The sequence below is a fragment of the Cellulophaga baltica 18 genome, from assembly GCF_000468615.2.
In the GTDB taxonomy this organism is placed as follows: Bacteria; Bacteroidota; Bacteroidia; order Flavobacteriales; family Flavobacteriaceae; genus Cellulophaga; species Cellulophaga baltica.
Genome location: NZ_CP009976.1, coordinates 307,284 through 330,450 on the forward strand (window position 1 = coordinate 307,284; position 23,167 = coordinate 330,450).

A 23,167-nucleotide genomic window follows, 5' to 3' on the forward strand; every position below is an offset into this window, starting at 1 on the left:
TTTGACTCCCTTTTTCTTGATTGATTGATGTTTTGTTTTTTATTATTTCAATAGTGCTGAAGCTGCGGTTGCTCCAGATAGTTCCGCATATTTTGAAGCTGTGAATCCTAGTTTTGAAACTGCTTTTTTGTCTGCGCCATTGTCCAATAACAATTTGATCATGTCTACATTATTAAAACGCGCCGCATACATTAATGGGGTCATTCCGTTTACTTCCGTTTTAACTTCTATATCAGCGCCAAACTCTATAAACTTCCTTACCGTACTTAGATCACTCTGTGCAACGGCAATACTTAATGGTGCCACATTTTTTATACTTGTCGTTTCTACTTTTGCACTTTTATCAGTAGGATGTACGTGTGCATTGGCAACACTTGATAAAGTCATAGTAGCAATAATTCCGAAGGTGTAAACTAAATTTTTCATAAGATGATTATTTTAAAGATTGATGATTTGTTTTTTATTATGAGGTAAAGATATAGTGATTATCAAGTATTTAAAACTACTTTATGACCAACGGTAGTTTTTCAAGAGCGAACGGGGATTATCTAAAACTGAATTGATTTACGATAGTACTATAGAAAGTAATACGCATAAAAAAAGGAGCCATTGGGCTCCCTTTTAATTATCGATTTTTAGATTACTTTACTTCTGACCTAAATGTTTTGCATAGAAGCCCAGCATAGCTTCATACAAAGCAATTCTGTTTTCTTCTTTAGAAAAGCCATGCCCTTCATCATACTTTACCATATAAGGAACATCTACTCCTTTAGCTCTTAGTGCACTCACAATCTGATCTGACTCATCTATATTTACACGAGGGTCATTAGCACCTTGCACCACAAATAATGGTTTCTTTATTTTATCAATATGAAATACAGGAGAAACTTCTTCCATGATAACCTTTTCTTCTGGAATAGCTTCATCATACCAAATCTCTTTTATGATTTTCACATAAGGCTTCCAGTAAGGAGGCATTGTATTCATAAACGTAAAAATATTAGAAACACCCACATAATCTACCCCACAAGCATATAACTCAGGAGTTTTTGTTAATCCTCTTAATACGGCATAGCCACCATGGCTACCTCCATAAATGGCCACTTTATCTTTCGCAACCCAACCTTGTTCAATGACATAAGCTAAACCGTCTTCTACATCATCCATTGCTTTTCTTCCGATCTGCTTAAAACCAGCTTCTAAAAACTTTTTACCGTATCCGCCAGAAATTCTAAAATTCACCTGTAAAGTGGCATAGCCTCTGCTTGCAAAAAGTTGTGCTTCCGGATTAAAACCCCAAGAATCACGTATGCCTTGTGGCCCCCCGTGTGGATTTACAATCACAGGAACTTTTTCTCCGTTCAAAGCCGCTTTTGGTAAGGTGATATACCCATGTAAGGTAAGACCATCTCTACTTTTAAAAGTAATAGGACGCACATCGGCCATATCTTCCTCTTTTAATTGCGGCATGATATTATAAACCATCTGGAACTCGTCTTTCTTTACATCATAAGAATAGTAAACTCCCGCTAACTTGTCACTTGTCACGTACAACAAATAATTGTTTTCATCATCCGTAGCATCTGCAATTCCAAATTGCTTTCCTTTAAATTCTTTTTCAAATTTCTTATGAAGCTTCTTATAATAATTGCTTACTGGTACAATCACAGATTTTTCACCTTCATACTGGAAATAATCTAATTCATAATTTCTTTTTCTGGATAGCGAAAGGTTAGATACATCATACATATCATGTGCAAATACCTTTTTTATGACTTTGTTTTCTTTGAAGTCATACAATACAATTTCAGACTTATCGCTATGTAAATTAGAAACTACATAGGCATCATCTGTATTTTCAGTAGCATAATCAAAACTTAAAATAGAGAAGGCATCTTTCCAATTCAAGCTATTGATAATTTCGAACTTACCAGCTGCATTTGCATAATATAAATCTTGCTCTACCCCATCACGCAATTTTGTGAACGCTTTTAGGTTTCCATCTTTATCAAAATTGTAGCCCATAATTGGGTTAGCTACATCTTCATTGGTATACAATTGCTCTAATGCTCCGGTAACAATATTTACTTTATAAGGATCAAAAATTTGAGGATTGTTCTTATTTAAAGAAATGATAATATGATCTTTATCTTCTTTCAAAAGCTCTAAAAAATTTGCTTTAACGCCCTCAAAAGGAGTAAGATCTTTTTGGTTTGCACCGTCTAAATCTGCAGCATATAAATGGTAATTTTCATCACCCCCTTGATCCATTAAGTATACCAATCGGTTATTATTTACCCAACCGTATCCTCTAATTAATTCTTCTTTCTCTTCAATAGCTCTGGTAATTTTCCCTGTCGCAATTTCTTTTACGTACACATGACGTTTCCCATCATCATCTTTCTCCATGTATGAAATATACTTCCCGTTAGGCGCATAATTAAACGAAGATGCTTTTGGTTTTGCAAAATAATCTGAAACTGAATACTTAAAATTACCGTTATCGGCTTGTGCTAATGCTGTTAACGCTTCATCAGAAGTAGGTAAAGCCGTATTTCCTGGAATCATTTTCTCTGTTTTCTCCAAAATTAAAGGAAATTCCATTCCTGCTTGGTAAAATACCCCAGTAATTTTAACGCCATCGACAGATCCAACATATTTAATACCTGCCTGCTTAAAATGAATGGTAAGCTCTGTATCTACGAGCGTAGTTTTATCCATAGGGATATCTGTAGCGCCTTGAGACGGACTATCCATCGTACTACTAAGTATACCCTCATTTTCGGAAATAGTGAAGATTAGTGGCATTTCTGTACCCTGAACAGCAAGTGTTCCTTTCCAAGAGCCTACAACATCTTGGGCTCTGGTAATTTGCATACTTAAGGCTGTAAAAGCAACGAGTAGCATTAGACAAATTTTGTGGTTAATTTTTTTCATCGGTGTGTTATTAAAGATTAATACGCTGTATAAATCTCCTTAGCTATTTGTAATACAACTACTTAACTTGTTACAAAAAAGAAGACTCAATTTTTCTCAAAACAAATCTACACACGAAAGCCTCCCTATTATTTGAAATTATGGGGAACGGTAAAATTAAAGTTGTAAGTGGATGATGGGATTGTTAACCCCAAATAGCAGAATATAAATTTATTCCTATCATAAACCCTAACCAAACACCTACTGCTATGACAAGTAACAATAAGGTTCTAGAGCTGCGTACAATAGAGTTTTCTAAATTAACGGGTACACTATTCTTATGTACCTTTAAGGTTTTTGCTACGGGCTTAATAAAGTTAGGGGTTAATCTAAGATCATAATTGCTCCCATTAAGTTTAAAATAATGCTCTGACTGCAGTAAGCCAAACTTTTCAGAAACACGCTTGCCATTTAAATGCACAAATTGTTTCCATAAAGAATGAAAAACTTCAACTTTATTATTTTCAATATAAAACTCCGCACGCTTCACCATAAAAAACGACATATTACCGCTACTACAAATTATTGTTTATTTTTTTTCTCCGAAATGGGGTGTTGGGGGAAATACTACATAGATACGTTAGGTATCTAGAAAAAGACTTCGGAAAAAGCTTAAAAAAAACTTAAAATGTATTCCATGCAAAGAAATAGCTTCTTAAGGAAGGAAAAAAGACTTTAATTGGCTTTCGGCGGATACTTATCAAACACTTTGTCAACAATTTGCCTCAGTTTTTGCTCACGTGCTTCTGGCGTCGCATTTTCTTTAAATCCGCTTGCGCTTACTGCTTGCCAAAATAAAAATTCTTTCTGGCTGTCTACAAAATCTATTTGAATTTCGCGTTCTAATTTTGGCTGCCCAACCGGAAGTCCTATAGAGATACCTCCACCAACATTATTGCTTTGCGGGGCTTGAAATTCGTTGCTTTGTACATTGATAAAAAAATCTGGCTCTTCTGAAAGTTGAATGCCTTTGGCTTGCATGGTAGAATCTATAAGTACTAGAATTCGTTTTTCATCAAGGCCACTTAATCCTGATTCAAAATCAGGATAATAATTATAGGTTGTATAGGATGTAAAATCTGTTTTGGTATCGTAATCATAATTTACACGTACGGCCGCACAAGAAACCACAAAAAATAAGACCATTAAAAAACCTATCTTTTTCATATATACTACTTTACACTAAGATACCTAAAAAATAAGAAAACCAAACAAATTATTCATTTAGCATCTTCCAGAGTTTATCTTTCAGCTCCACTAAACCTAATTGTGCTACCGATGAAATAAACATAAATGGTACATCTTTTATTTGACTCTCTAGCTCGTTTTTCATCTCATTCTTTAACTCATCGTCAAGCATATCGCTTTTAGAAATAACGACTAAACGTTCTTTGTCTAACATCTCAGGATTGTACCTACGGAGTTCGTCTAAAAGAATTTCATATTCATTCTTAACATCCTTACTATCTGCAGGAATCAAAAATAACAAGGTAGAATTACGTTCTATATGTCTTAAAAAATAATAGCCTAATCCTTTACCTTCTGCAGCTCCTTCTATAATCCCAGGAATATCTGCCATTACAAAACTCTGAAATTCACGGTATTTTACAATCCCTAAATTTGGTTTTAATGTAGTAAACTCGTAATCGGCGATTTTTGGTTTTGCTGTTGTTAAGACAGACAATAAGGTAGATTTTCCTGCATTAGGAAAACCCACTAAACCAACGTCTGCCAATAATTTTAATTCCATGATCACGGCTAACTCTTGCCCAGGAATACCTGGTTGCGCATATCTAGGCGTTTGGTTGGTAGAGGTTCTAAAATGCCAGTTTCCACGCCCCCCTAAACCACCAGGAACTAAAACTTGTTCTTCCCCGTCTTCTGTAATTTCAAGAAGCACCTCTTCTGTGTCTGCATCTTTGATAACCGTACCTAATGGCACTTCTAAGTAAACATCTTCGCCATCTGCTCCGGTACTTCTACTTTTAGCGCCATGACCTCCATGTCCTGCTCTAAAACTTCTTTTAAATTTATAATTTAATAGGGTCCATAGATCTTTACTTCCTCTTACAATAACATGACCACCACGACCACCATCACCACCATCAGGACCTCCTTTGGTAATAAATTTTTCACGATGCAAATGCACGGATCCTTTTCCGCCTTTACCCGATTCTAAATTTATCTTTACGTAATCTACAAAATTGCCTTCCGTCATCTCTTTCTAATAATTTTGTGTACTATTGGTACTATACTTCTTTTCTAATTTTGAAATCTTATTGGATTGTAGTCCAAACAAAGAACTGATTAAAAAATAGGTCGCTATTGCTGTTGTTAAATAAAAAACACTGAATTCATCTTTAAAAACCAACCCTAAAAAGATTATAGGTATAGCAACTAAAAACTGCACTTTGCAGCGACGATAACTTCTTGCCCTTATTTTTAAAAATAAATCTTCTTTTTCAATTTGATCTAAAAGGGCTAAATCTGCAAAATTGGCAGCTTTAAGTTTTTCTATGACCGCTTGTGTTTCTAACCTAGAATACTTAAAACGTTCAACAGTTAAAAATTTTGCTTCACTTGCATTAGGTGTGTAACTCATTTTAGCTATCCATCAAAAAAAATAAGACCACGTGCCCTACGCGCTTAAAGCGTATCTATCACTTTCTTTAATCTTTCCGTAATTTCAGAAATTTCTCCAATTCCGTTTACACTGAAAAATTTATTCTTACCCTCATAATAAGAAATTAAGGGTGCTGTTTTTAAATTGTACTCTTCAAAACGATTGCGAATTTTACTTTCGTCTTGATCATCTGCTCTACCACTAACCTTACCACGCTCTAATAAACGCTGAATCAAAATTTCATCATTTGCTTCTAAAGCAATAGTCGCATTAATCTTCATGTCTTTAGAATCCAAAAAAGCATCTAAAGCTTCTGCTTGCGCTGTTGTTCTTGGGAATCCATCAAAAATAAATCCTTTAGCATCTGCATTTTTGATTACCTCATCTTGCAACATTTTAATAGTAACCTCATCCGGTACTAAATCTCCTTTATCAATAAAAGATTTGGCTAAAACTCCTAATTCAGTACCATTCTTGATATTGTATCGAAAAACATCTCCTGTAGAAATATGCTTTAAATTGTATTCTGATTTTAAAAATTCTGCTTGTGTGCCCTTGCCAGCACCAGGTTTTCCGAATAACACAAGATTAATCATAGTATTTTGGTTTAATTGGTATACTTCTTTTAAATTTCTTCCTAATTCGTTGTAATCTAGTCCATACCCTACAATAAATTTATCGGGTATTTCCATGCCAATGTAATCAATTTTATATTCGCCGTTATAAACAGATGGTTTATGAAACAAGGTGGCTATCTTAAACTCTTTCACATTTGTTTGCGAAAACAAATGCACTAGTTCTTTTAAGGTTCTACCCGTATCAATAATATCTTCAAGAATTATAACACTTTTACCACTGATATCTTCAGGAAGATCTAAGAGCGTTTCTACAATTCCTGTAGAAGTTAAGCCACTATAGGAGCTTAATTTCACGAAAGATACTTCACAAGGATGTTGGTATTCTTTTAATAAATCTGAAACAAACATAAACGAACCATTCAAAACCCCTACAAACAAAGGCGTTTCGTCTTTATAGTCGGCCGCAATTTTATCTGCAACATTCTTTACGGCAGCCAAAACCTGAGCCTGACTTAAAAATGGTTTGAATTGTTTATCGTGGAGCTGTATCACGCTTATTTTTTTTGAAGTGACAAATATAGCGTTTTGATTTCTCTTTTTACTTGTAAGCTCGTTGGTTTTAAGAAATCGGTGTATTTTTGTAATTCATTCAGATTTCACACAGGACCATGTCAAACAAAGAATCAAAAAATTATTTTTCATCTGACTTTAAATTGGGAATTTTAGGTGGCGGACAGCTCGGTAAAATGCTGCTTTATGAAACCCGAAAATTTGATATCTATACAAAGGTTTTAGAAGCAACAGAAGATGCGCCTTCTAAGATTGCTTGTGATGAATTTGTTCTGGGTGATTTAATGGATTTTGATGCCGTTTATAATTTTGGTAAACAGGTAGATGTGCTTACTATTGAGATAGAAAATATAAATCTTGATGCCTTAGAAAAGTTAGAATCCGAAGGGGTAAAAGTATATCCACCATCTAAAACATTAAGAACGATACAAAATAAAGCAAGGCAAAAGCTTTTTTACCAAGACCATAACCTTCCAACCGCAGAATTCTCGCGCTTTGCTTATGCTAGTGAAATTAAAGATAGTGTTGACAATGGCGGAATAGCATTTCCTTTTGTTTGGAAAGCAGCACAGTTTGGGTATGACGGACAAGGTGTAAAAGTGGTGCGGAACTTTAGCGATCTTGAAAATTTACCGAAAGGGGAATGTATTGCAGAAAAGATGATTCCTTTTAAAAATGAATTGGCCGTTATTGTTGTTCGCAACCCTTCTGGAGACGTAGTTACCTATCCGGTGGTAGAGATGGAGTTTCATCCTGAAGCTAACCAAGTAGAGTACGTAATTTGCCCTGCGCGAATAGATGCTAAAGTGGCGCAAAAAGCAACAGAAATTGCGCTTCAAGTATCCGAAAAAATGCAACATATTGGCATCCTGGCCGTAGAAATGTTCCAGACCCATGATGATGAAATACTAATAAACGAGGTTGCTCCTCGCCCACATAATAGCGGACACTACAGTATAGAAGCTAGCTACACCAACCAATTTGAGCAACATATCCGGGCTATTTTAGACCTTCCATTAGGAAGTACCACAAGTAAAGTTGCCGGTATTATGGTAAATCTTGTAGGCGCAGAAGGCTATAGTGGTGCTGTCGTGTATGAAAACATGGAAGCTATTCTAAAGCTTGAAGGAGTTACCCCGCATATTTATGGTAAAAAGCAAACAAGACCTTTTAGAAAAATGGGGCATGTGACCATAGTAAATAAAGATATTGCGGTTGCACGACGTATTGCGCAGCAAGTAAAAGAAACAATTAAAGTGATTAGTGAATAACAAAGCACTAGATCACGATTTTTATATGAAGTACACAGGCATCATTTTATTGCTATTAGTACTGTTTTCTTGCAAAACAGAAGAAGATAAGCACCCTGAAATGTTGTTTTTCGAAGAAGCCTTAAAAAAAGACTTTACTATAGAAAACGTTGGAAATAAACCTAATTATTATAGGGATACCGAAAAATATGTTTTTTTCAAGACAGATAATTCCGCCCCAAAAAAGGAGCTCATCATCTATAATAAACAGCGTAAAGAGCGATTAAAAACTCTTGACATAGACAACCTTGAGTTTGTTATAGATCGTGAAGGAACTATTTTTGGATTCCATAATGAATCAGAAAAAGCTATTACCTACAAAGCGCCTTTATTTGACAAAAAACAGCTTGAGACTGTTTCCTTAGATCAGCTCTCGGACAAAAGTTTAAAAGTAACGTACGCTTCTGAAATCGCTCAAAAAAAACTGGACGAAGCTGCAGCCGATAAATTAATCAACGAAATTCGAAATAAAACTATTCAAACCACATTTGTAGACTCACTAAACTGCGCTATGGAATTGTATGGCTCTTATGAATTGATTCTGAAATATCCTTCAAAAGAAGTGTACGTAAACGATCGGTTACTTTTTAAAGGTTCGTTTTTGAAAAGTAAAAAGTACGACATGAAAGATTGTACGTTAGCGAATGTTACTTTAGATGAAACAGACTATTTTGGTACGAAGCATTTAAAACTAGAAGACGAAATTACCTTATCTTATCATTTAGAAGGTAGTAATCATTTTGTAATGGGCGTATCTTCTAATAAATTATATTATTACGAGTTTAGGTTAAACGATAAAATCACGAAATTTAAGTCGGCCTATCCTATTAAAGAAATTGATAATTTTGAAGATCAAATCTTACTAGAAATAGGATCTGACAAATATAAAATCACCACGAAAAAATAAACAATATGAGTAAAGTAGCCGTAGTAATGGGGAGCACAAGTGACCTGCCCGTAATGCAAGATGCCATAGATATTTTAAAAGGTTTTGATATAGAGGTTGATGTAGATATTGTTTCTGCGCACCGCACTCCTGAAAAACTGTTTGATTTTAGTAAAAATGCACACCTTAATGGGTATACTGTAATTATTGCAGGTGCTGGTGGCGCTGCACATTTACCTGGAATGGTAGCTTCAATGTCTCCCCTTCCTGTAATTGGGGTTCCCGTAAAAAGCAGTAACTCTATAGACGGTTGGGATTCTGTGTTATCTATCTTACAAATGCCTGGTGGCGTTCCTGTTGCCACAGTAGCCTTAAACGGTGCAAAAAACGCTGGTATTCTTGCTGCTCAAATTATTGGTAGCTCAGATAAATGTGTATTAGATAAAATAATTCTTTATAAAGAAGGATTAAAACAAAAGGTAATTGAAGGCGCTAAATCTTTAAATAAAAAATAGTTGACGGTTGCCTGTTGATCGTTGTAGGCGCTTTTATAGCCCTTCCGTTTTCATCAACTAACAACCAAAGACCATAACTAAGAACTGTACAATGAATCCATTATTATCCCCATTTGATACCGCACCATTTTCTAAATTAAAAAACGAACATTTTATGCCTGCTTTTACGCAAGCAATAGCAGATGCTCGTGCAGAAATAGAGGCTATAACTCACAATTCTGAGGCACCAACCTTTGAAAATACGATTGCCGCTTTAGATTATTCTGGCAAACAATTAGATCGTGTATCTAGTGTATTCTTCAATCTAAATTCGGCAGAAACCAATGAAGACATTCAGAAAATAGCCCAAGAAATTTCTCCTATTCTTTCTGAGTTTGGTAATGATATCACTCTAAATGAAGATTTATTTAAACGTGTAAAAGCAGTTTATGATCAGAAGAAAAATTTAGATTTAACCACGGAAGAACAGACACTTCTAGATAAAAAATATAAGGGTTTTAGCCGTAATGGCGCTAATCTATCCGAAGATAAGAAGAAACGTCTAAGAGAAATAGACGCAGCCTCTTCAAAATTAAAATTAAACTTCGGAGAAAATATCTTAGCAGAAACAAATAAGTTTCAAATGCATTTAACCGATGAAGCAGCGCTAGACGGACTCCCAGAAGGAGAGAAAGAAGCCGCTGCACAAATGGCCAAAGCAAAAGAACTAGAAGGCTGGTTAATTACTTTAGACTACCCTAGCTATATTCCGTTTATGAAATATGCCAAAAATAGAGCGCTTCGTAAAAAGCTATCTATTGCCTTTGGCAGCAAAGCTTTTCATAATGATGAGTTAGACAACCAAGAGAATGTTCTTAAAATAGCGCAACTACGTCATGAACGTGCTAATTTATTAGGCTATAAAACGCATGCTCATTTTGTGTTGGAAGAGCGTATGGCACAAACACCAGAAAAAGTACAAGAATTTTTAAATGAATTGTTGGAGAAAGCAAAACCTGCTGCCGAAAGAGAATTTAAAGAGTTAGAAGATTTTGCAAAAGAATTAGATGGCATTGACCAATTAGAAAAGTGGGATGGTGCGTACTACTCTGAGAAACTAAAACAAAAGCTTTTCAATTTAGATGATGAAAAGCTGAAGCCTTACTTTAAACTAGAAAATGTAATTGCCGGTGTTTTTACCGTAGCCGAAAAATTATATGGTTTACAGTTTGAAGAAGTTTTTGATATAGACAAATACCATGAAGATGTAAAAACATACCGCATTTATGATGAAGATCGTAAGCTTGTTGCTATTTTTTATGCCGATTTTCACCCTAGACCTGGGAAGCGTGGTGGTGCATGGATGACCTCTTTTAAATCGCAATATGTAGAAAACGGAGAAAATGTGCGTCCGCATATTTCTAACGTTTGTAATTTCACAAAACCAACCGCTAGCAAGCCTTCTTTATTAACTTTTAATGAGGTAACTACCTTATTTCATGAGTTTGGACACGGTTTACACGGCATGTTAGCAGATACGGTATATCCAGGATTATCGGGTACTTCGGTATATTGGGATTTTGTAGAACTGCCTAGTCAAGTATTAGAAAACTGGTGTTATGAGAAAGAAGCTTTAGAACTTTTTGCTACGCACTATGAAACTGGAGAAGTTATCCCGATGGAATTGGTAGAAAAAATAAAAGCTTCTGCTACTTTCCAAGAAGGCATGCAGACCTTAAGACAACTAAGTTTTGGCTTGTTAGATATGGCTTGGCATGGAACAGACCCTACAGATATTACTGATGTAAAGGCTCAAGAAGATACGGTTTTTAAAGAAACTGATTTATACCCTGCCACACCAGATACCTGTATGAGTACTTCTTTTGCTCATATTTTTCAAGGCGGATATTCTTCCGGATATTACAGTTATAAATGGGCAGAAGTTTTAGATGCTGATGCTTTTGCATACTTTAAAGAAAAAGGAATTTTCAATAAAGAGGTGGCTACTAAATTTAAAGAACATGTACTTTCTAAAGGAGGAACAGAAAACCCAATGGAATTGTATAAGAAATTCCGTGGGGCAGAACCTAAGATTGAACCACTTTTAGAGCGCGCAGGGTTATTATAAACTAGCTACGCGTTCTTGAAAAAATCAGTATAAGATATAATTCTTATGCTGATTTTTTTTTATACCAACTATAGAAAATGGGATATAAATTAATATCTTTAATTTTTAAAGTAAGAGATAATTCTCTTTCTTCAACGATAAAAAGAAGCTATAATTTTGGATGTATTAAAGCCTGGAGAAAAAATAATAGCTAAAGAAACGGACTATACTTCCGGGAGTATAGGGTGGTTAGGTGGCGGAGTGAATGATGCCTATGACCTCTATTTAGTATCGGATGCTACAAAACATTTGACCTTAATTGTTTTTATGAAAATTCAGGTCATATTTGAAGATAGCGGAACTATGGTATGGTCTGCCTTTGACAAAACAAAATTCGTAAAAGACTTTGAAAGCTCAGTAAACTCTAAATGGGGCAATAAAAGAGTTTTAAAAAAATTGAGCAAAGGCAAAAAGGTTTTTATAGATTTTCGTTTTGAATTTATTACCACCGGATGGTCCATCACAGAGCATTGGGAAGTTCATGTGAAAAAAATAAAAAAAGGCGCTTTTAGCACTAGCTCTGTCAACCCCATAACAAGCAGGGTAAATTTAGATAGTGAAGATTTTACGACCGTAATGAAAAATGGCGGAGGAAAACAAAGAGGTATTGTTCATGAATTTGGCCATATGTTAGGCTTACCTGATGAATACAAAGAAGGTACACCTCATGAAAAAGATTTTAATTCTATTATGAATGGTGGCGAACAAATTAAAAAAAGACACGATGCCGTTTATTTAAAATGGTTAGAAAAAACCCTATCCAAACAACAAATAAAATGAAAACTTCTATGGTATTAACTGCCTTACTTGCCCTAATAGGCTTTTGCTTATGGTTCTTTGTGCTTAAACCCAAAACCGAAATTACAATGGAAAAACAATGGCAAACACTTATAATGAGCACTACTGTAGAAAGTGAAAAAAGCGCAATTGCAGCACTAACAGAAAAAGTAACTGCCAAAGGCGGCTATTGGGAAGTTATTGGTATAACTCATGATGGTAACCATACCAATATGAGTACCTACGATGGCGATTTGAGTAAAATAAAAAATATAACTGCAAATTTTTATTGGGATACCCATACTTTTCAAGGCACAGACTGGACGCCTTTAGACCCACAGAATATTTATATTTTCTTTCGAGAGAAGTAACCAAAACGTCTTAATTATCAAGACTAAATCCTACTCAAAAACACTTTTACCTGCGCTAGATTATGGTGAATTTTAACAAATTATAAAATACATCTCTTCCGTATCCGTTGTATATAAAATCTTTTACCTCAAGCGTCTAAATCTTGTACTTTATGAGAATGAGCGGCGGCCCTTTACTTAGCTACCTTTATGGTGTATTCTCATATTGGTGAAAAGCTAAGTAAGTATGTGTGGAACTAGGTCTTAGGTTAAAACTATCAACTAATATTATACGTATGAAATGTACTGCCTGTAACATTCTTAACACAGAAGAAGCTCAATATTGTAGAAATTGTGGCGCTTCGCTGTATCCCACAAATGAAGCCCCGGATGCTAGTTCCAGCAAAACCATTTGGTTGTTAATTGCTGTAATTGCCTCCTTTGTCGTTGTAGAACTAGGCTATTTTGTGATCAGCACTTTTCAGCTAGATTTTATCTATGATATGATCAACCTATCGTCATTTATGACGTTGATCCCTACACTAACCCTATTAATTGCCGCGGTATTAATGCCCAATCAAAAAGCAAAAATAGCTTTATTCATAGGTTTTGGCCTTATGTTGCTATTTCTCGCAGGCTATTATATCTCCTAAAATTAAAAGTAATAAAATAGATAAGCACAATTACCGTTATACCCTTACCGACCAACCTTAAATTAATCTATGAAAAACATTTGTACAAAATGTGCTACGCTTATTACGGAAGGTGCTAGCTTTTGCCAAGTATGTGGCACAGCAGCTACCGTAGTCCCAGAAAACAAAACAATATCAGCGAAGGTAAATACATGCCCTACGTGCCAAACTACGTATACGTCTGACTTTTTATTTTGCGAAAAAGACGGAGAAAGGTTACTAACTCCAGAAGACAAAACCCCTAGATGTGTTAAGTGCTTTAAGAGCTATGCAGATGATACCACCTTTTGCCCTATTGATGGCGGTGAAGTAAAATATATTCCAAAACGTTCTAACCGTGTTCCTCATCCTACGCTAGATAATAGTGGTATGTTTCAACGCATGTTCTCCTTTGAAGGCAGAATAAGAAGAACAGAATATGGCCTTACAATCTTGATGTATATAGTCTTTTATTTTTTATTAATTCTTGTTGTAGAAAGCACACGAAGTGGCGGAGCTGGCCTCGTTATTCTACTTCTACTAATTCCATGTATTTGGATCCTTTGGGCACAAGCAGCTAAACGTTGCCATGATTTAGGCAACTCCGGCTGGTACCAATTAATTCCTTTTTACGGACTCTTTTTACTCTTTCAAGAAGGAGATAGAGGCACAAACGAATATGGGAGAGATCCTAAAAACTAATAAAAAATTTATCCCATGAAATGTTTAGCTTGTACAACAGAAAATGATCCATCGGCCCTATTTTGCAAAAAATGTGGCGCTAAATTAATCGCTCAAAAAAATCAAGATTCTATTGATGTAGATAAAGTCGTGAATTTATTCCTATTAATTATAGGCTCTGGCTTAGTGGTAAGCCTATTTTACTTTGTTATAAACATACTAGAATTTATAGATGTGTATTCCATACGGCCCCTTAGAATGATCACCAACTTAGTGGTCCCTGTAGTTACGCTAGTTGCAGCTATATTAATGCCGCATCAAAAAGCCAAAGTTTTTCTATTTGTTGCGTTTGCTATAGAAATTATATTTTTTATTAAATATAGTATCCTGTAATAGCTACAGCACCTACTTCACAGGTTCAAACGCCTACAATTAATGAGCTTTTTTAAAAATTTATTTAAGAAAAAAACCAATTACAATAACCTATCTGATTTTGGGCTGCCCAATATTGAGTATAAGCTTCTTGGCAGATTATTCACCCAGAGTACTGGCATTTCTGCAACAGATGTATTTGACAGGTTAGCTATTGAGACCAAGTTAAAAGAGGTAATGAACACGCATTTCATATCATACACCTCCCACGGCTCGTTTTCAAAACTCTATGAGGAAGGTACTTTTTATACTTCTATACGCTTTGAAGCAAAAGGAAAAAAGTACAGTCTCTTTCTACTTTATGATGAGAATGATGCTCGAAAATTTAATGCTGCCAAAAAATTTATAAAAAGCGGTACGCATCCTAATGCACTATTCATAAGTGCTTATGACTATAGCTATGTAAACGGCAGTTTAAGCTGTATTGAACCTTTTCAGATTGAAAACCTTTCTTTGATAGGACAGGAAGATTTTCAAGGACTTCTTAGTCAGAAAGAAACAGCATTTGCCATGTGGTTTCCGTCAGAATCTGAAAAAACCTTTTATGATTCTCCTATCAAGCACCATCTAGATGCTATGTATGCGCTTATAAATGACTATGAAAACTATGTATATGGCTACCTACTCTTGAAACTTAAAATACCTGATATTCATAAATTTCATAGACCCGATTTACCTGAAGTTCCAAAAACCTTTTTAATTTTAGCCATAGAAAATACCAGTTTGTTAATTACGGTTTGCAAAGAAAAGGGTATTAGATTTCATTTTAATAAACAGACAACTTCCACTGCATATGTAGCTCATTTTCTTAAACATATGCATTCAGATTTTGTCACATTTATTGCGGAACTACACACGGTTTTATTTTTAGAAAAAACAATTGGCAACGGTTTACACTGGTATCAAAAAACAGCTTCAGAATTTATAGCGCAAGAAAAAAATGGAATCCTACAGGCTTCCTTCCCAGAAGATACTATTGTCATTTCTAGGAATGAAAAGAACTAATTGGGCTACTATGCTCTGATGTTTTTTGTTCTAGTGCCAACACGAAAAACAGTGCACTAAAAAAACATTCTAAAGAGAAGACTAGCATCTTCGCATTAAAAGCATGGTACGCGTTCTTTAGAGCCTACTAACGATCCCATTAATTTTCATAGCTTCGCATCTTTTTATTTAACCCGCATTCATGAAACTCCACATCAAAAGATTTCTACTTATTGTTAACCTTCAAACGGTTATCATCTCTGGCTTAGCCGTAATTTCTACCGCTATCTGCATTCATTACAAATACGAAGCGGAGTTCCCACTTACTTTAGTTGCTACTTCCATTATTTTTCCTATCGTATTTTCTATTGGTGGCGCCTATAAAAGAAGAGAAGCAGCGTTGAAAGAATATGCTGCCATCAAAGGCTATTTGCGTGCTATTTACTTTGTGTCTAGAGATTGGATTGATCAGCCAAAACCAGAGAATGTGACCAAAATGTCTTCATTAATCTATGATTTCTTCAATAATTTTAGAATCATGTTTACCGATTCAAAATCGAATTTAATAGAGAACGAAAAAAAGGTCTATGATAATTTTTCAGATTTCTCATTGTATATAAAACATGAATTGCGAGAAGAAGGTTTATCTGCGGGAGAATGCTCTAGAACCAATCAATATTTACAAAAGATGATGGTTTCTTTTGAATCTATCAAACATATTTACCAATACAGAACTCCCAGAACCTTACGAGCGTTTAGCTCCCTGTTCATAAAAATACTCCCCATTATTTACGGCCCTTATTTTGCCTTTAAAGCAGAAGAAATGTCTTGGGGCTTAGAGTTTGTAATTCCTATTTTACTCACCATGATTCTTGTGAGCTTAGAAAACATTCAAGAGCATCTAGAAAACCCTTTTGATCAAATAGGCGAAGATGATATTAAGTTTAATGTAGAGAAGTTTATAGAGCGTCTAAACCACACCACAGGCGATGCTGATTGACGGGGAAACTACAGAAAAATAGGTGACTGGTCAGACAAGAAAAAGTACCTACATCGCGCAACTCTTAAAAAACAAATGGCACCCACACACACGCAACATGTTAAAGAACAATAGAACAAAAACAGCATTTGCCATTCTTATAATCAATCTAATTCTCGGAAACGGAATCTTGTTTATAGGAGGCAAAAGTTCTTTTACCGAAGCTGTAAATTATCCGTTAATGGGAGGCATGTCTATCGCATGCATTCTTTTTTACAGTTTGTTTTTTTATTATTCTGAATATGAGACCTACTCAAAATTAAAACTAATTCTTCTCTCCGTTTTAAGTTGTATGGTAATTATACTTTTAGGGTGTTTCTTAACCGTGTTACTTAAAGAACCTTTAGCAGAATTCTTCAGGAATATCCCCGCAGCACTACTCATGGGTATCATGGGAAATATAATGTTCTTCCCTGTTTCAATAGTACTAGGATTATTAAATTTTGGCATTATAAACTATTTTAAGAAGCGTGCGATTAAACCATAGCTAGCACTTTTTTTATTTTCACTTTCTCCTTAAAACCTAAACACTTAGTTTTCTCTAAATATTTTAAAGACCAACTCTTTGGTTAGTGGCTGCCCTTTTGCTTTTTCTCGGATGTCATCAAAACTAAATCTAAAATCGCAACCTGCTTTATATTCACTACAGCCATAAGCGGTCTTCCCTTTTAAAATGGTGCCTTTGCTGCATTTCGGACAGCTATTATCTTCCGGAGTACTTTTTACGGCTACTTTACCCTTTTTAGGTTCTAATTTGAGCTTATAATTTTCATCAAACCTCAGCAAGCCTTCTACCGAAGCATCATTAATTTTAAACCCTTTTAAATTTACTGTTGATCCTTTTTGAAATAGCCTAATAAACTGTTTTTCTGAAATAGTTTTACCTTCAAATTTGAAGGGCATTACAAAATCGCAGGTTTTATTAAACTCCGAACAACCATAAGCAGATTTCCCTTTACGGATCGTTCCCTTTTTACATTTAGGACAAGCCTCGGAGGTTAAGCCTTCCGGTTTCTTTACCGCCTTTTTCTTAGGAGCTGTTGCCGGTTTATTATTCACTGCCGAAATATTCGCCTTTTTTGTTTCACTACGCACTTCATACACCAAATGATCTACCATTCGCTTCATCTGCTTGATAAAACTACCCGCACTAAAAGTCCCTTTTTCTATGTCTTTTAACTGCTTCTCCCATTTACCGGTGAGCTCGGCAGATTTTAGCATTTCGTTTTGAATGGTGTCTATTAACTGAATACCGGTAACGGTTGGAAGTACCTGTTTTTTGTTTCGTTTTATATACTTTCTTCTAAACAATGTTTCAATAATATTGGCACGTGTAGAAGGGCGGCCAATACCATTTTCTTTCATAAGCTCCCGAAGTTCATCATCATCTACTTGCTTCCCTGCCGTTTCCATAGCACGCAATAAGGTTGCTTCCGTAAATTGATTTGGTGGCTTGGTTTCTTTCTCCAAAAACGAAGGCTCATGCGGGCCTTTTTCTCCCTTTACAAAAGTAGGTAATAGGCCTTTTTCCGTAGTGGTTTTTGCCTCCGGGTTTTCAAAAACAACGCGCCATCCTTTTTCTAAAATTTCTTTTCCAGTAGCTTTGAACATTACTTTTTCTGCCTTCCCAAGTACCGTCGTATTAGAGACTTTACAATCTGGATAAAAAACGGCTATAAACCGGCGTACAATAATATCATACACCTGTTGCTGGGCATATTGCAAGTTAATTTGCTGCCCTGTTGGTATAATAGCATGGTGATCTGTAACCTTACTATCATCAAAAACCTTTTTCGTTTTCTTTAATTTCTTGCCATCAAGCGGTTGCGTTAAAGTAGCATACTTATTCAGTTTCTTAAGAATCCCGGGGACTTTAGGGAATACATCATTGGGTAAAAATGTGGTATCTACTCTGGGGTAGGTCACTACTTTTTGTTCGTATAGTTTCTGAACAATCTTTAAGGTTTCATCGGCACTAAACCCAAACTTCGTGTTGCAATACACTTGCAAGCCTGTTAAATCAAATAACTTAGGTGCATATTCATTACCTGCCTTTTTGGTCGTAGAGACAATTTCAAAATCGTGCTCTTTTACAATATTTGCAAGCTTTTCTCCGTCTTCCACTTTAAGAAAACGCCCTTCTTCATAGCTAAATAAGGTTTCCCGATAAAGCGTTTGTAATTCCCAATATGGTTGTGGCTTAAAATTTTCAATCTCCTTAAACCGGTTAACCAACATCGCCAGTGTAGGTGTTTGCACACGACCAACAGATAGCATTTGTTTGTACCCTCCATGTTTTAAGGTGTATAATCGGGTGGCATTCATTCCTAAAAGCCAATCGCCTATAGCTCTTGAAAACCCTGCATAATATAAATTATCGTATTGAGCAGAAGGTTGTAGTTTTTCAAACCCTTCTTTTATAGCCTCTGTCGTTAAAGAAGAAATCCATAAACGCTGCACTTCACCCTTATACCCCGCTTGGTCTATCACCCAACGTTGTATCAGCTCTCCCTCCTGCCCGGCATCACCACAATTAATGACGACACTAGCTTGGTCAAATAATTTTTTTACAATGTTAAATTGCTTCTGGATCCCAGAGTTTTTTACCACCTTGGTTTTAAACTTATCGGGGAGCATGGGGAGGTTATTAAGATCCCAACTTTTCCAATGAGGCTTGTAATCATTTGGTTCAAATAAGGTACACAAATGACCAAAAGTATAGGTTACCGCATAGCCGTTACCTTCATAATAGCCATCGCATTTTTTGGTTGCTCCTACTACAGTAGCAATTTCACGGGCAACACTTGGCTTTTCGGCGATACATACTTTCATGACAGAATGCAAAAATAGTTAAAATACCTTGATCATAGCACGCTTATAGCCTATGGAAATGAAGTTACCGCTACCCTATCTTTAAAATTGTTGCCATGGCTCAAGAAAGAACCAAATCAGTACCCTCTATTGCTCCTCTTTAGCATAACGCTACCTACTCTAGAAACATTTTTTATGTTCGACCTATAGCATTCTTTGAAGAAATAGCACTCTAAGTGACTACTAAATATGGAAAATTACAGGCAACTATAGAAAATAGTTCCTATTTTTATAAACAACAAGGCCCAAAAAAATTACACCTAGAATGATGCTCCACAAACTATTGCTTTTTACCCTATTGATCATCAGCTTAAATAGTTGCAAGGACCCTAAAAATTCGCCCATTAATGCGGAACAGAATAAGTCTATTCCTGGAGACTATTTTGAAAACAATAATGCCGGAGATTTAAACGACCAAGGAATAACCTTCAGTCAAAATGGAGATTATAAAAAAGGGAATGAACTTTTTTTAAAAGCATTAGAATTAGAGCCTAACAACCCAACAACCTTAAGTAATTTAGGCTTAAATAGTCACCTAGAACGCGACTATGATTCTGCGGTAAAATATTACCGAGAATCCTACCAAATTTCAGATTCTACCTATCATATTGCTGCCATAAATTTAGGATTAACCTACTTCTATCGGAAAGAATTTGATCAGGGAATTAACATCACCAACTATGTTATTGAAAATACGGATGATATAGACATCTTATCTACGGCTTATGTGCACAGAGCATTAAACTATCTTGGGAATGACCAATGTGAAAAGGCTCAAACTGATTTAAATTATATTATTGCCAATTTTCAAGGAATTGGAAATACGGCATATCACATAAAAGATTTAACCCGAAAGTTAAAAACCTGCGAATTGTATCAATAGCTTAAATTAAAAACTATGAAAACCACCGTATTAGCCTTCCTATTATTTTGTTGCCTTGGAGCAACCCCCAAACGCCCAGTTTGCTCTCCTGTATTTACGCCATTTAATGAATGGTTACATAGGTATGATGCCGAAAGGTTTATCATCGTTGAAGGTTATTTTCTGCCCACCACAGAAAAGGGCCATGCCTCAAAATTTAAAGTTATTCGCAGTTCCGATGCCTCCATAAAAATTAATGAAGACTATGAAGTTTATGAGTACGGACCGTTTGGAAGTAGCTGTGAAATGTATGAAATGGGGGCCAATATTGATAAAGAATTAACCGGAAAAAACAAACCTAGACTTTTAATTGCGTACAAAGGAAGATGTATTAATGGCAAATTAGTTTGCCCTATTTTTTGGGACGCAGGCGTAAATGCTTCCGATAATAAAATTGTAACCAAAGAATATAATTACAATTCTAGCCAACATGTTTTTTATGAATGTCCTGTGTCTTTAGAGGAAGTTTGGAACCAAATTTCAAAAGGAAGGGTGGTAACGGCTGCATGGAAAGAGCAAGCCATTACTAAACAGTAATTACCTTTTGCAGTCCAATTTTAGAACTTTATATCCAACAATATTAAGATAGCAAACAACACCATAAAATAGTGCTTCATGAATTTTAAAGACATCCTGAAATATAGTATCCTCTATATTCTAGTCACAAGCTTTTTAGAAAATTTGTATTATTTAATTTTTAATATCCAAGATTATCTAGAGGCTGGTTTTGCTCAACTCTTATTTAATTCATTCGTATATAGCATCCTATTTATATTCTTACTCGTGCGGTTACTGAATAGGATGACAAAGAAAGTTAGCTATTCATTTAAAGAAATTTTAGGTAGTGTCTTCTCTATGATTGTCTTCATCTATGTTTTTGAATATTTAAATGCTCTCCTTTTTTATTATTTAAATGAATTCATACACGCTCCTATTCGGTCAGAAAAAGTGGGATTTGAAAATCTTATGGGAATCATGACAAGTACATTTAGTATGCCAACATTTGCAATTATTGACGGTCTATTCAGAAATCCTTTTTATGCACTATGGGATGCTATATCACTACTTAATTTTAAGATGTTTTATCTTAATGTCCTTTATTCAAAAATAATTTCGACAACCATTGTAATTTTCTATTACAGCCTGTATGTGCTATTCGAAAAATTTGATAAAAAAGGAATAGAAGCAATCATCCCCATTAAAAATAATTTAACCCTTTTAGCGGTTACCCATAAACCGACATGGTGGATATTACCTTTAATAATTCCGGTACTACGCTATATTCCTAAATATTATATGAACAAGGAGCTCAGTAAAAAATATCAAAAGAAGTTTATGTTCGCGATAGGCATGACGGTAATTCCTTGGTTATTTTATGGGCAATTGATCCTGAATAAAGAAATTGCTGCAAAAGAAGAAACGATTTAAATCCTAAGGTGATAAAAAATTGAGCTAATCAAAAAAAAATAAAAATGGAACAAGAAAACATTGAAATGCAAAAGAATAAAGTACTTAATGAAAAGAAACGGCCCAGCGCCATAACGGTAATTTGTATTCTTGGTTTTATTGGAGCTACATTTACGATTCCATTAGTATTTTCTGACATTGCAAGACAAATTGGAAGCTGGTATCCACCCTATCTAGGGTTTTCTGCCATCCTTGGTTTTATTTGTATGGTTGGTCTGTGGCAAATGAAAAAATGGGCTGCCTATACCTATACCGCATTTGTTGCTCTGAACCAAGTTGTTTTATTAGCCATGGGGGTATGGAACATCATGGCACTAATTATTCCTGCAATAGTCGTTGTTATAGCCTTAACACATCTAAAGAAGATGGACTAAAAATGAAGTTGAAATTCATTATTTAGAGTGGTCTATACAGGCTCTAGAATTAAAAAAAGCGATAAATGATGAAAGACTTCAGGTTTTAATCAACCACAAACCTAATAAGGTTTACTACTTAGACAACCTAAAAGTTGTTGCCTGAGGAAAACACAGCACGCCCAGAATTAGCTCTAGTAAAACTTAAACAAAATATAAAGTTAGGTCTTAATTAAAATGATCTCTATATATTTATGAACGGCTGCATATAGAATTATTAGCTATAGGCCATTCACTATGACAATAACGTCCTAAAAAGATATTCATTGAAAAAATTAAGAGAACAAACTGATGCTAAAATTGCAGCAGGAAGAAAAAACAATCCTGAATTCATGAAGGGAGTTGATGCTATTATCAAGAAAGAAAAAGAGTTTCAACAAGGTAAAAAGGCCATAAAGATTGGTGAAAAGGCACCCAATTTTGAATTACCTAATCCTGAGGGAAAAACAATTTCTTTAGCTACCTTACTAGATAAAGGTCCTGTCGTTGTTACTTTTTATCGAGGTAGTTGGTGTCCCTATTGCAATTTACAACTTAGGGCTATGCAAGCCAGATTAGCTGACATACATGCACTGGGAGCCACATTAGTTGCTATCAGTCCAGAAGTGCCAGATGAGTCCATGTCTACCAATGAAATTAATTCACTAGGGTTTAGTGTACTAACAGACCAAGATGCAACCGTAGCCTTACACTATGGTGTTGCTTGGGAAGTTCCTGCTTTTTTAATAGACCATATGGAAGTAGATCGTAAGCTGGACTTGAAAAAAATAAACAATGGCAATGGAAGTATACTGCCAATACCCGCCACCTTTGTCGTAGGAACCGATGGATTAGTGCAATGGAGTTATGTTGATGTGGATTATAGAACACGTGCTGAACCCGAGGAAATTCTTGAAGCCTTAAAAAAACTGTCTTAAGTGCTGTTATCCCTCTTGTAAGTACTTCCAATGTCAGTT

At 35.3% G+C, this 23,167-nt stretch carries 25 protein-coding genes; 17 read left to right on the top strand and 8 right to left on the bottom strand.

The window, feature by feature from the left end; all coding sequences use genetic code 11:
* Nucleotides 1–42 precede the first annotated feature (42 nt).
* The 7 genes from M666_RS01230 to M666_RS20170 all read right to left on the bottom strand — a co-directional run bounded on the left by M666_RS01230 (nucleotide 43) and on the right by M666_RS20170 (nucleotide 6,729).
* Nucleotides 43–426 carry an ankyrin repeat domain-containing protein gene (locus tag M666_RS01230; protein WP_029445317.1) on the bottom strand — a complete coding sequence of 128 codons (384 nt, stop codon included), beginning with the start codon at nucleotides 424–426 and terminating at the stop codon, nucleotides 43–45.
* Between the two features lie 219 nt (nucleotides 427–645).
* Nucleotides 646–2,907: a S9 family peptidase gene (locus M666_RS01235; RefSeq protein WP_029445316.1), complete on the bottom strand. Its 2,262-nt coding sequence runs from the start codon at nucleotides 2,905–2,907 to the stop codon at nucleotides 646–648.
* A gap of 214 nt (nucleotides 2,908–3,121) precedes the next feature.
* Nucleotides 3,122–3,469 carry a hypothetical protein gene (locus M666_RS01240; RefSeq protein ID WP_024479312.1) on the bottom strand — a complete coding sequence of 116 codons (348 nt, stop codon included), beginning with the start codon at nucleotides 3,467–3,469 and terminating at the stop codon, nucleotides 3,122–3,124.
* A gap of 182 nt (nucleotides 3,470–3,651) precedes the next feature.
* Nucleotides 3,652–4,143, bottom strand: a complete 492-nt coding sequence (locus M666_RS01245) for a DUF4136 domain-containing protein (protein ID WP_029445315.1) — start codon at nucleotides 4,141–4,143, stop codon at nucleotides 3,652–3,654.
* A gap of 49 nt (nucleotides 4,144–4,192) precedes the next feature.
* Nucleotides 4,193–5,194 (bottom strand): GTPase ObgE, encoded by a 1,002-nt coding sequence (obgE, locus tag M666_RS01250; RefSeq protein WP_024479310.1) that lies wholly within the window; start codon nucleotides 5,192–5,194, stop codon nucleotides 4,193–4,195.
* A gap of 6 nt (nucleotides 5,195–5,200) precedes the next feature.
* Complete coding sequence (locus tag M666_RS01255; RefSeq protein ID WP_029445314.1) at nucleotides 5,201–5,578, bottom strand: hypothetical protein; 378 nt, start codon at nucleotides 5,576–5,578, stop codon at nucleotides 5,201–5,203.
* 44 nt (nucleotides 5,579–5,622) lie between these two features.
* A complete protein-coding gene (locus tag M666_RS20170; protein WP_081690163.1) occupies nucleotides 5,623–6,729 on the bottom strand; it encodes an adenylate kinase in 1,107 nt (368 codons plus the stop codon).
* A 116-nt stretch (nucleotides 6,730–6,845) separates the two neighbouring features.
* Here M666_RS20170 and M666_RS01265 point away from each other — a divergent pair, with 116 nt between their 5' ends.
* From M666_RS01265 to M666_RS01320, 12 genes are all read left to right on the top strand, one after another.
* Entirely contained in the window at nucleotides 6,846–8,018 is a 1,173-nt protein-coding gene (locus tag M666_RS01265) for a 5-(carboxyamino)imidazole ribonucleotide synthase (protein ID WP_029445313.1), read from the top strand.
* Between the two features lie 25 nt (nucleotides 8,019–8,043).
* Nucleotides 8,044–8,964, top strand: a complete 921-nt coding sequence (locus tag M666_RS01270; RefSeq protein WP_029445312.1) for a hypothetical protein — start codon at nucleotides 8,044–8,046, stop codon at nucleotides 8,962–8,964.
* 5 nt (nucleotides 8,965–8,969) lie between these two features.
* Nucleotides 8,970–9,458 carry a 5-(carboxyamino)imidazole ribonucleotide mutase gene (gene purE, locus M666_RS01275; RefSeq protein WP_024479305.1) on the top strand — a complete coding sequence of 163 codons (489 nt, stop codon included), beginning with the start codon at nucleotides 8,970–8,972 and terminating at the stop codon, nucleotides 9,456–9,458.
* A gap of 91 nt (nucleotides 9,459–9,549) precedes the next feature.
* A complete protein-coding gene (locus M666_RS01280; protein ID WP_029445311.1) occupies nucleotides 9,550–11,565 on the top strand; it encodes a M3 family metallopeptidase in 2,016 nt (671 codons plus the stop codon).
* A 156-nt stretch (nucleotides 11,566–11,721) separates the two neighbouring features.
* Complete coding sequence (locus M666_RS01285; protein ID WP_029445310.1) at nucleotides 11,722–12,384, top strand: immune inhibitor A domain-containing protein; 663 nt, start codon at nucleotides 11,722–11,724, stop codon at nucleotides 12,382–12,384.
* Entirely contained in the window at nucleotides 12,381–12,752 is a 372-nt protein-coding gene (locus M666_RS01290; protein ID WP_151198010.1) for a hypothetical protein, read from the top strand. Before M666_RS01285 ends, M666_RS01290 begins: the two co-directional genes overlap by 4 nt.
* Nucleotides 12,753–13,027: 275 nt before the next feature.
* Nucleotides 13,028–13,384, top strand: a complete 357-nt coding sequence (locus tag M666_RS01295) for a zinc ribbon domain-containing protein (protein ID WP_029445308.1) — start codon at nucleotides 13,028–13,030, stop codon at nucleotides 13,382–13,384.
* A gap of 69 nt (nucleotides 13,385–13,453) precedes the next feature.
* Nucleotides 13,454–14,104: a DUF805 domain-containing protein gene (locus M666_RS20175; protein ID WP_082007871.1), complete on the top strand. Its 651-nt coding sequence runs from the start codon at nucleotides 13,454–13,456 to the stop codon at nucleotides 14,102–14,104.
* Nucleotides 14,105–14,119: 15 nt separating this feature from the next.
* Nucleotides 14,120–14,476: a zinc ribbon domain-containing protein gene (locus M666_RS01305; RefSeq protein WP_029445306.1), complete on the top strand. Its 357-nt coding sequence runs from the start codon at nucleotides 14,120–14,122 to the stop codon at nucleotides 14,474–14,476.
* A 42-nt stretch (nucleotides 14,477–14,518) separates the two neighbouring features.
* On the top strand, nucleotides 14,519–15,520 hold the full coding sequence (locus tag M666_RS01310) for a hypothetical protein (RefSeq protein ID WP_029445305.1): 1,002 nt from the start codon (nucleotides 14,519–14,521) through the stop codon (nucleotides 15,518–15,520).
* A gap of 181 nt (nucleotides 15,521–15,701) precedes the next feature.
* Entirely contained in the window at nucleotides 15,702–16,499 is a 798-nt protein-coding gene (locus M666_RS01315; RefSeq protein WP_029445304.1) for a hypothetical protein, read from the top strand.
* A 97-nt stretch (nucleotides 16,500–16,596) separates the two neighbouring features.
* Entirely contained in the window at nucleotides 16,597–17,025 is a 429-nt protein-coding gene (locus tag M666_RS01320; RefSeq protein WP_029445303.1) for a hypothetical protein, read from the top strand.
* Between the two features lie 44 nt (nucleotides 17,026–17,069).
* Here the strand turns inward: M666_RS01320 and M666_RS01325 are convergent, their stop codons facing one another.
* Nucleotides 17,070–19,370: a DNA topoisomerase 3 gene (locus M666_RS01325; protein WP_029445302.1), complete on the bottom strand. Its 2,301-nt coding sequence runs from the start codon at nucleotides 19,368–19,370 to the stop codon at nucleotides 17,070–17,072.
* A 304-nt stretch (nucleotides 19,371–19,674) separates the two neighbouring features.
* Between M666_RS01325 and M666_RS01330 the strand changes: the two genes are divergently transcribed.
* The 5 genes from M666_RS01330 (at nucleotide 19,675) to M666_RS01350 (ending at nucleotide 23,128) form a co-directional block, all read left to right on the top strand.
* Nucleotides 19,675–20,292 carry a tetratricopeptide repeat protein gene (locus M666_RS01330; RefSeq protein ID WP_029445301.1) on the top strand — a complete coding sequence of 206 codons (618 nt, stop codon included), beginning with the start codon at nucleotides 19,675–19,677 and terminating at the stop codon, nucleotides 20,290–20,292.
* 15 nt (nucleotides 20,293–20,307) lie between these two features.
* Nucleotides 20,308–20,868, top strand: coding sequence for a hypothetical protein (locus M666_RS01335; protein ID WP_029445300.1), 561 nt, complete (start codon nucleotides 20,308–20,310; stop codon nucleotides 20,866–20,868).
* A gap of 78 nt (nucleotides 20,869–20,946) precedes the next feature.
* A complete protein-coding gene (locus M666_RS01340; protein WP_151198011.1) occupies nucleotides 20,947–21,759 on the top strand; it encodes a DUF5684 domain-containing protein in 813 nt (270 codons plus the stop codon).
* A 44-nt stretch (nucleotides 21,760–21,803) separates the two neighbouring features.
* Complete coding sequence (locus tag M666_RS01345; RefSeq protein WP_029445298.1) at nucleotides 21,804–22,172, top strand: hypothetical protein; 369 nt, start codon at nucleotides 21,804–21,806, stop codon at nucleotides 22,170–22,172.
* A gap of 305 nt (nucleotides 22,173–22,477) precedes the next feature.
* Nucleotides 22,478–23,128, top strand: a complete 651-nt coding sequence (locus M666_RS01350) for a peroxiredoxin-like family protein (protein ID WP_029445297.1) — start codon at nucleotides 22,478–22,480, stop codon at nucleotides 23,126–23,128.
* The last annotated feature ends 39 nt before the right edge of the window (nucleotides 23,129–23,167 follow it).

Excerpts from the sequence above, each read along its gene's own strand:
- M666_RS01320 (WP_029445303.1), top strand. The coding sequence starts at position 16,597 with ATGTTAAAGAACAATAGAACAAAAACAGCATTTGCCATTCTTATAATC.
- M666_RS01315 (WP_029445304.1), top strand. The coding sequence starts at position 15,702 with ATGAAACTCCACATCAAAAGATTTCTACTTATTGTTAACCTTCAAACG.
- purE (WP_024479305.1), top strand. The coding sequence starts at position 8,970 with ATGAGTAAAGTAGCCGTAGTAATGGGGAGCACAAGTGACCTGCCCGTA.
- M666_RS01345 (WP_029445298.1), top strand. The coding sequence starts at position 21,804 with ATGGAACAAGAAAACATTGAAATGCAAAAGAATAAAGTACTTAATGAA.
- M666_RS01235 (WP_029445316.1), bottom strand. The coding sequence starts at position 2,907 with ATGCTACTCGTTGCTTTTACAGCCTTAAGTATGCAAATTACCAGAGCC.
- M666_RS01255 (WP_029445314.1), bottom strand. The coding sequence starts at position 5,578 with ATGAGTTACACACCTAATGCAAGTGAAGCAAAATTTTTAACTGTTGAA.
- M666_RS01330 (WP_029445301.1), top strand. The coding sequence starts at position 19,675 with ATGATGCTCCACAAACTATTGCTTTTTACCCTATTGATCATCAGCTTA.
- M666_RS01305 (WP_029445306.1), top strand. The coding sequence starts at position 14,120 with ATGAAATGTTTAGCTTGTACAACAGAAAATGATCCATCGGCCCTATTT.
- M666_RS01310 (WP_029445305.1), top strand. The coding sequence starts at position 14,519 with ATGAGCTTTTTTAAAAATTTATTTAAGAAAAAAACCAATTACAATAAC.
- M666_RS01245 (WP_029445315.1), bottom strand. The coding sequence starts at position 4,143 with ATGAAAAAGATAGGTTTTTTAATGGTCTTATTTTTTGTGGTTTCTTGT.
- M666_RS01240 (WP_024479312.1), bottom strand. The coding sequence starts at position 3,469 with ATGGTGAAGCGTGCGGAGTTTTATATTGAAAATAATAAAGTTGAAGTT.
- M666_RS01270 (WP_029445312.1), top strand. The coding sequence starts at position 8,044 with ATGAAGTACACAGGCATCATTTTATTGCTATTAGTACTGTTTTCTTGC.
- M666_RS01290 (WP_151198010.1), top strand. The coding sequence starts at position 12,381 with ATGAAAACTTCTATGGTATTAACTGCCTTACTTGCCCTAATAGGCTTT.
- obgE (WP_024479310.1), bottom strand. The coding sequence starts at position 5,194 with ATGACGGAAGGCAATTTTGTAGATTACGTAAAGATAAATTTAGAATCG.
- M666_RS01295 (WP_029445308.1), top strand. The coding sequence starts at position 13,028 with ATGAAATGTACTGCCTGTAACATTCTTAACACAGAAGAAGCTCAATAT.
- M666_RS01325 (WP_029445302.1), bottom strand. The coding sequence starts at position 19,370 with ATGAAAGTATGTATCGCCGAAAAGCCAAGTGTTGCCCGTGAAATTGCT.
- M666_RS01335 (WP_029445300.1), top strand. The coding sequence starts at position 20,308 with ATGAAAACCACCGTATTAGCCTTCCTATTATTTTGTTGCCTTGGAGCA.
- M666_RS01265 (WP_029445313.1), top strand. The coding sequence starts at position 6,846 with ATGTCAAACAAAGAATCAAAAAATTATTTTTCATCTGACTTTAAATTG.
- M666_RS01280 (WP_029445311.1), top strand. The coding sequence starts at position 9,550 with ATGAATCCATTATTATCCCCATTTGATACCGCACCATTTTCTAAATTA.
- M666_RS20175 (WP_082007871.1), top strand. The coding sequence starts at position 13,454 with ATGAAAAACATTTGTACAAAATGTGCTACGCTTATTACGGAAGGTGCT.
- M666_RS01230 (WP_029445317.1), bottom strand. The coding sequence starts at position 426 with ATGAAAAATTTAGTTTACACCTTCGGAATTATTGCTACTATGACTTTA.
- M666_RS01340 (WP_151198011.1), top strand. The coding sequence starts at position 20,947 with ATGAATTTTAAAGACATCCTGAAATATAGTATCCTCTATATTCTAGTC.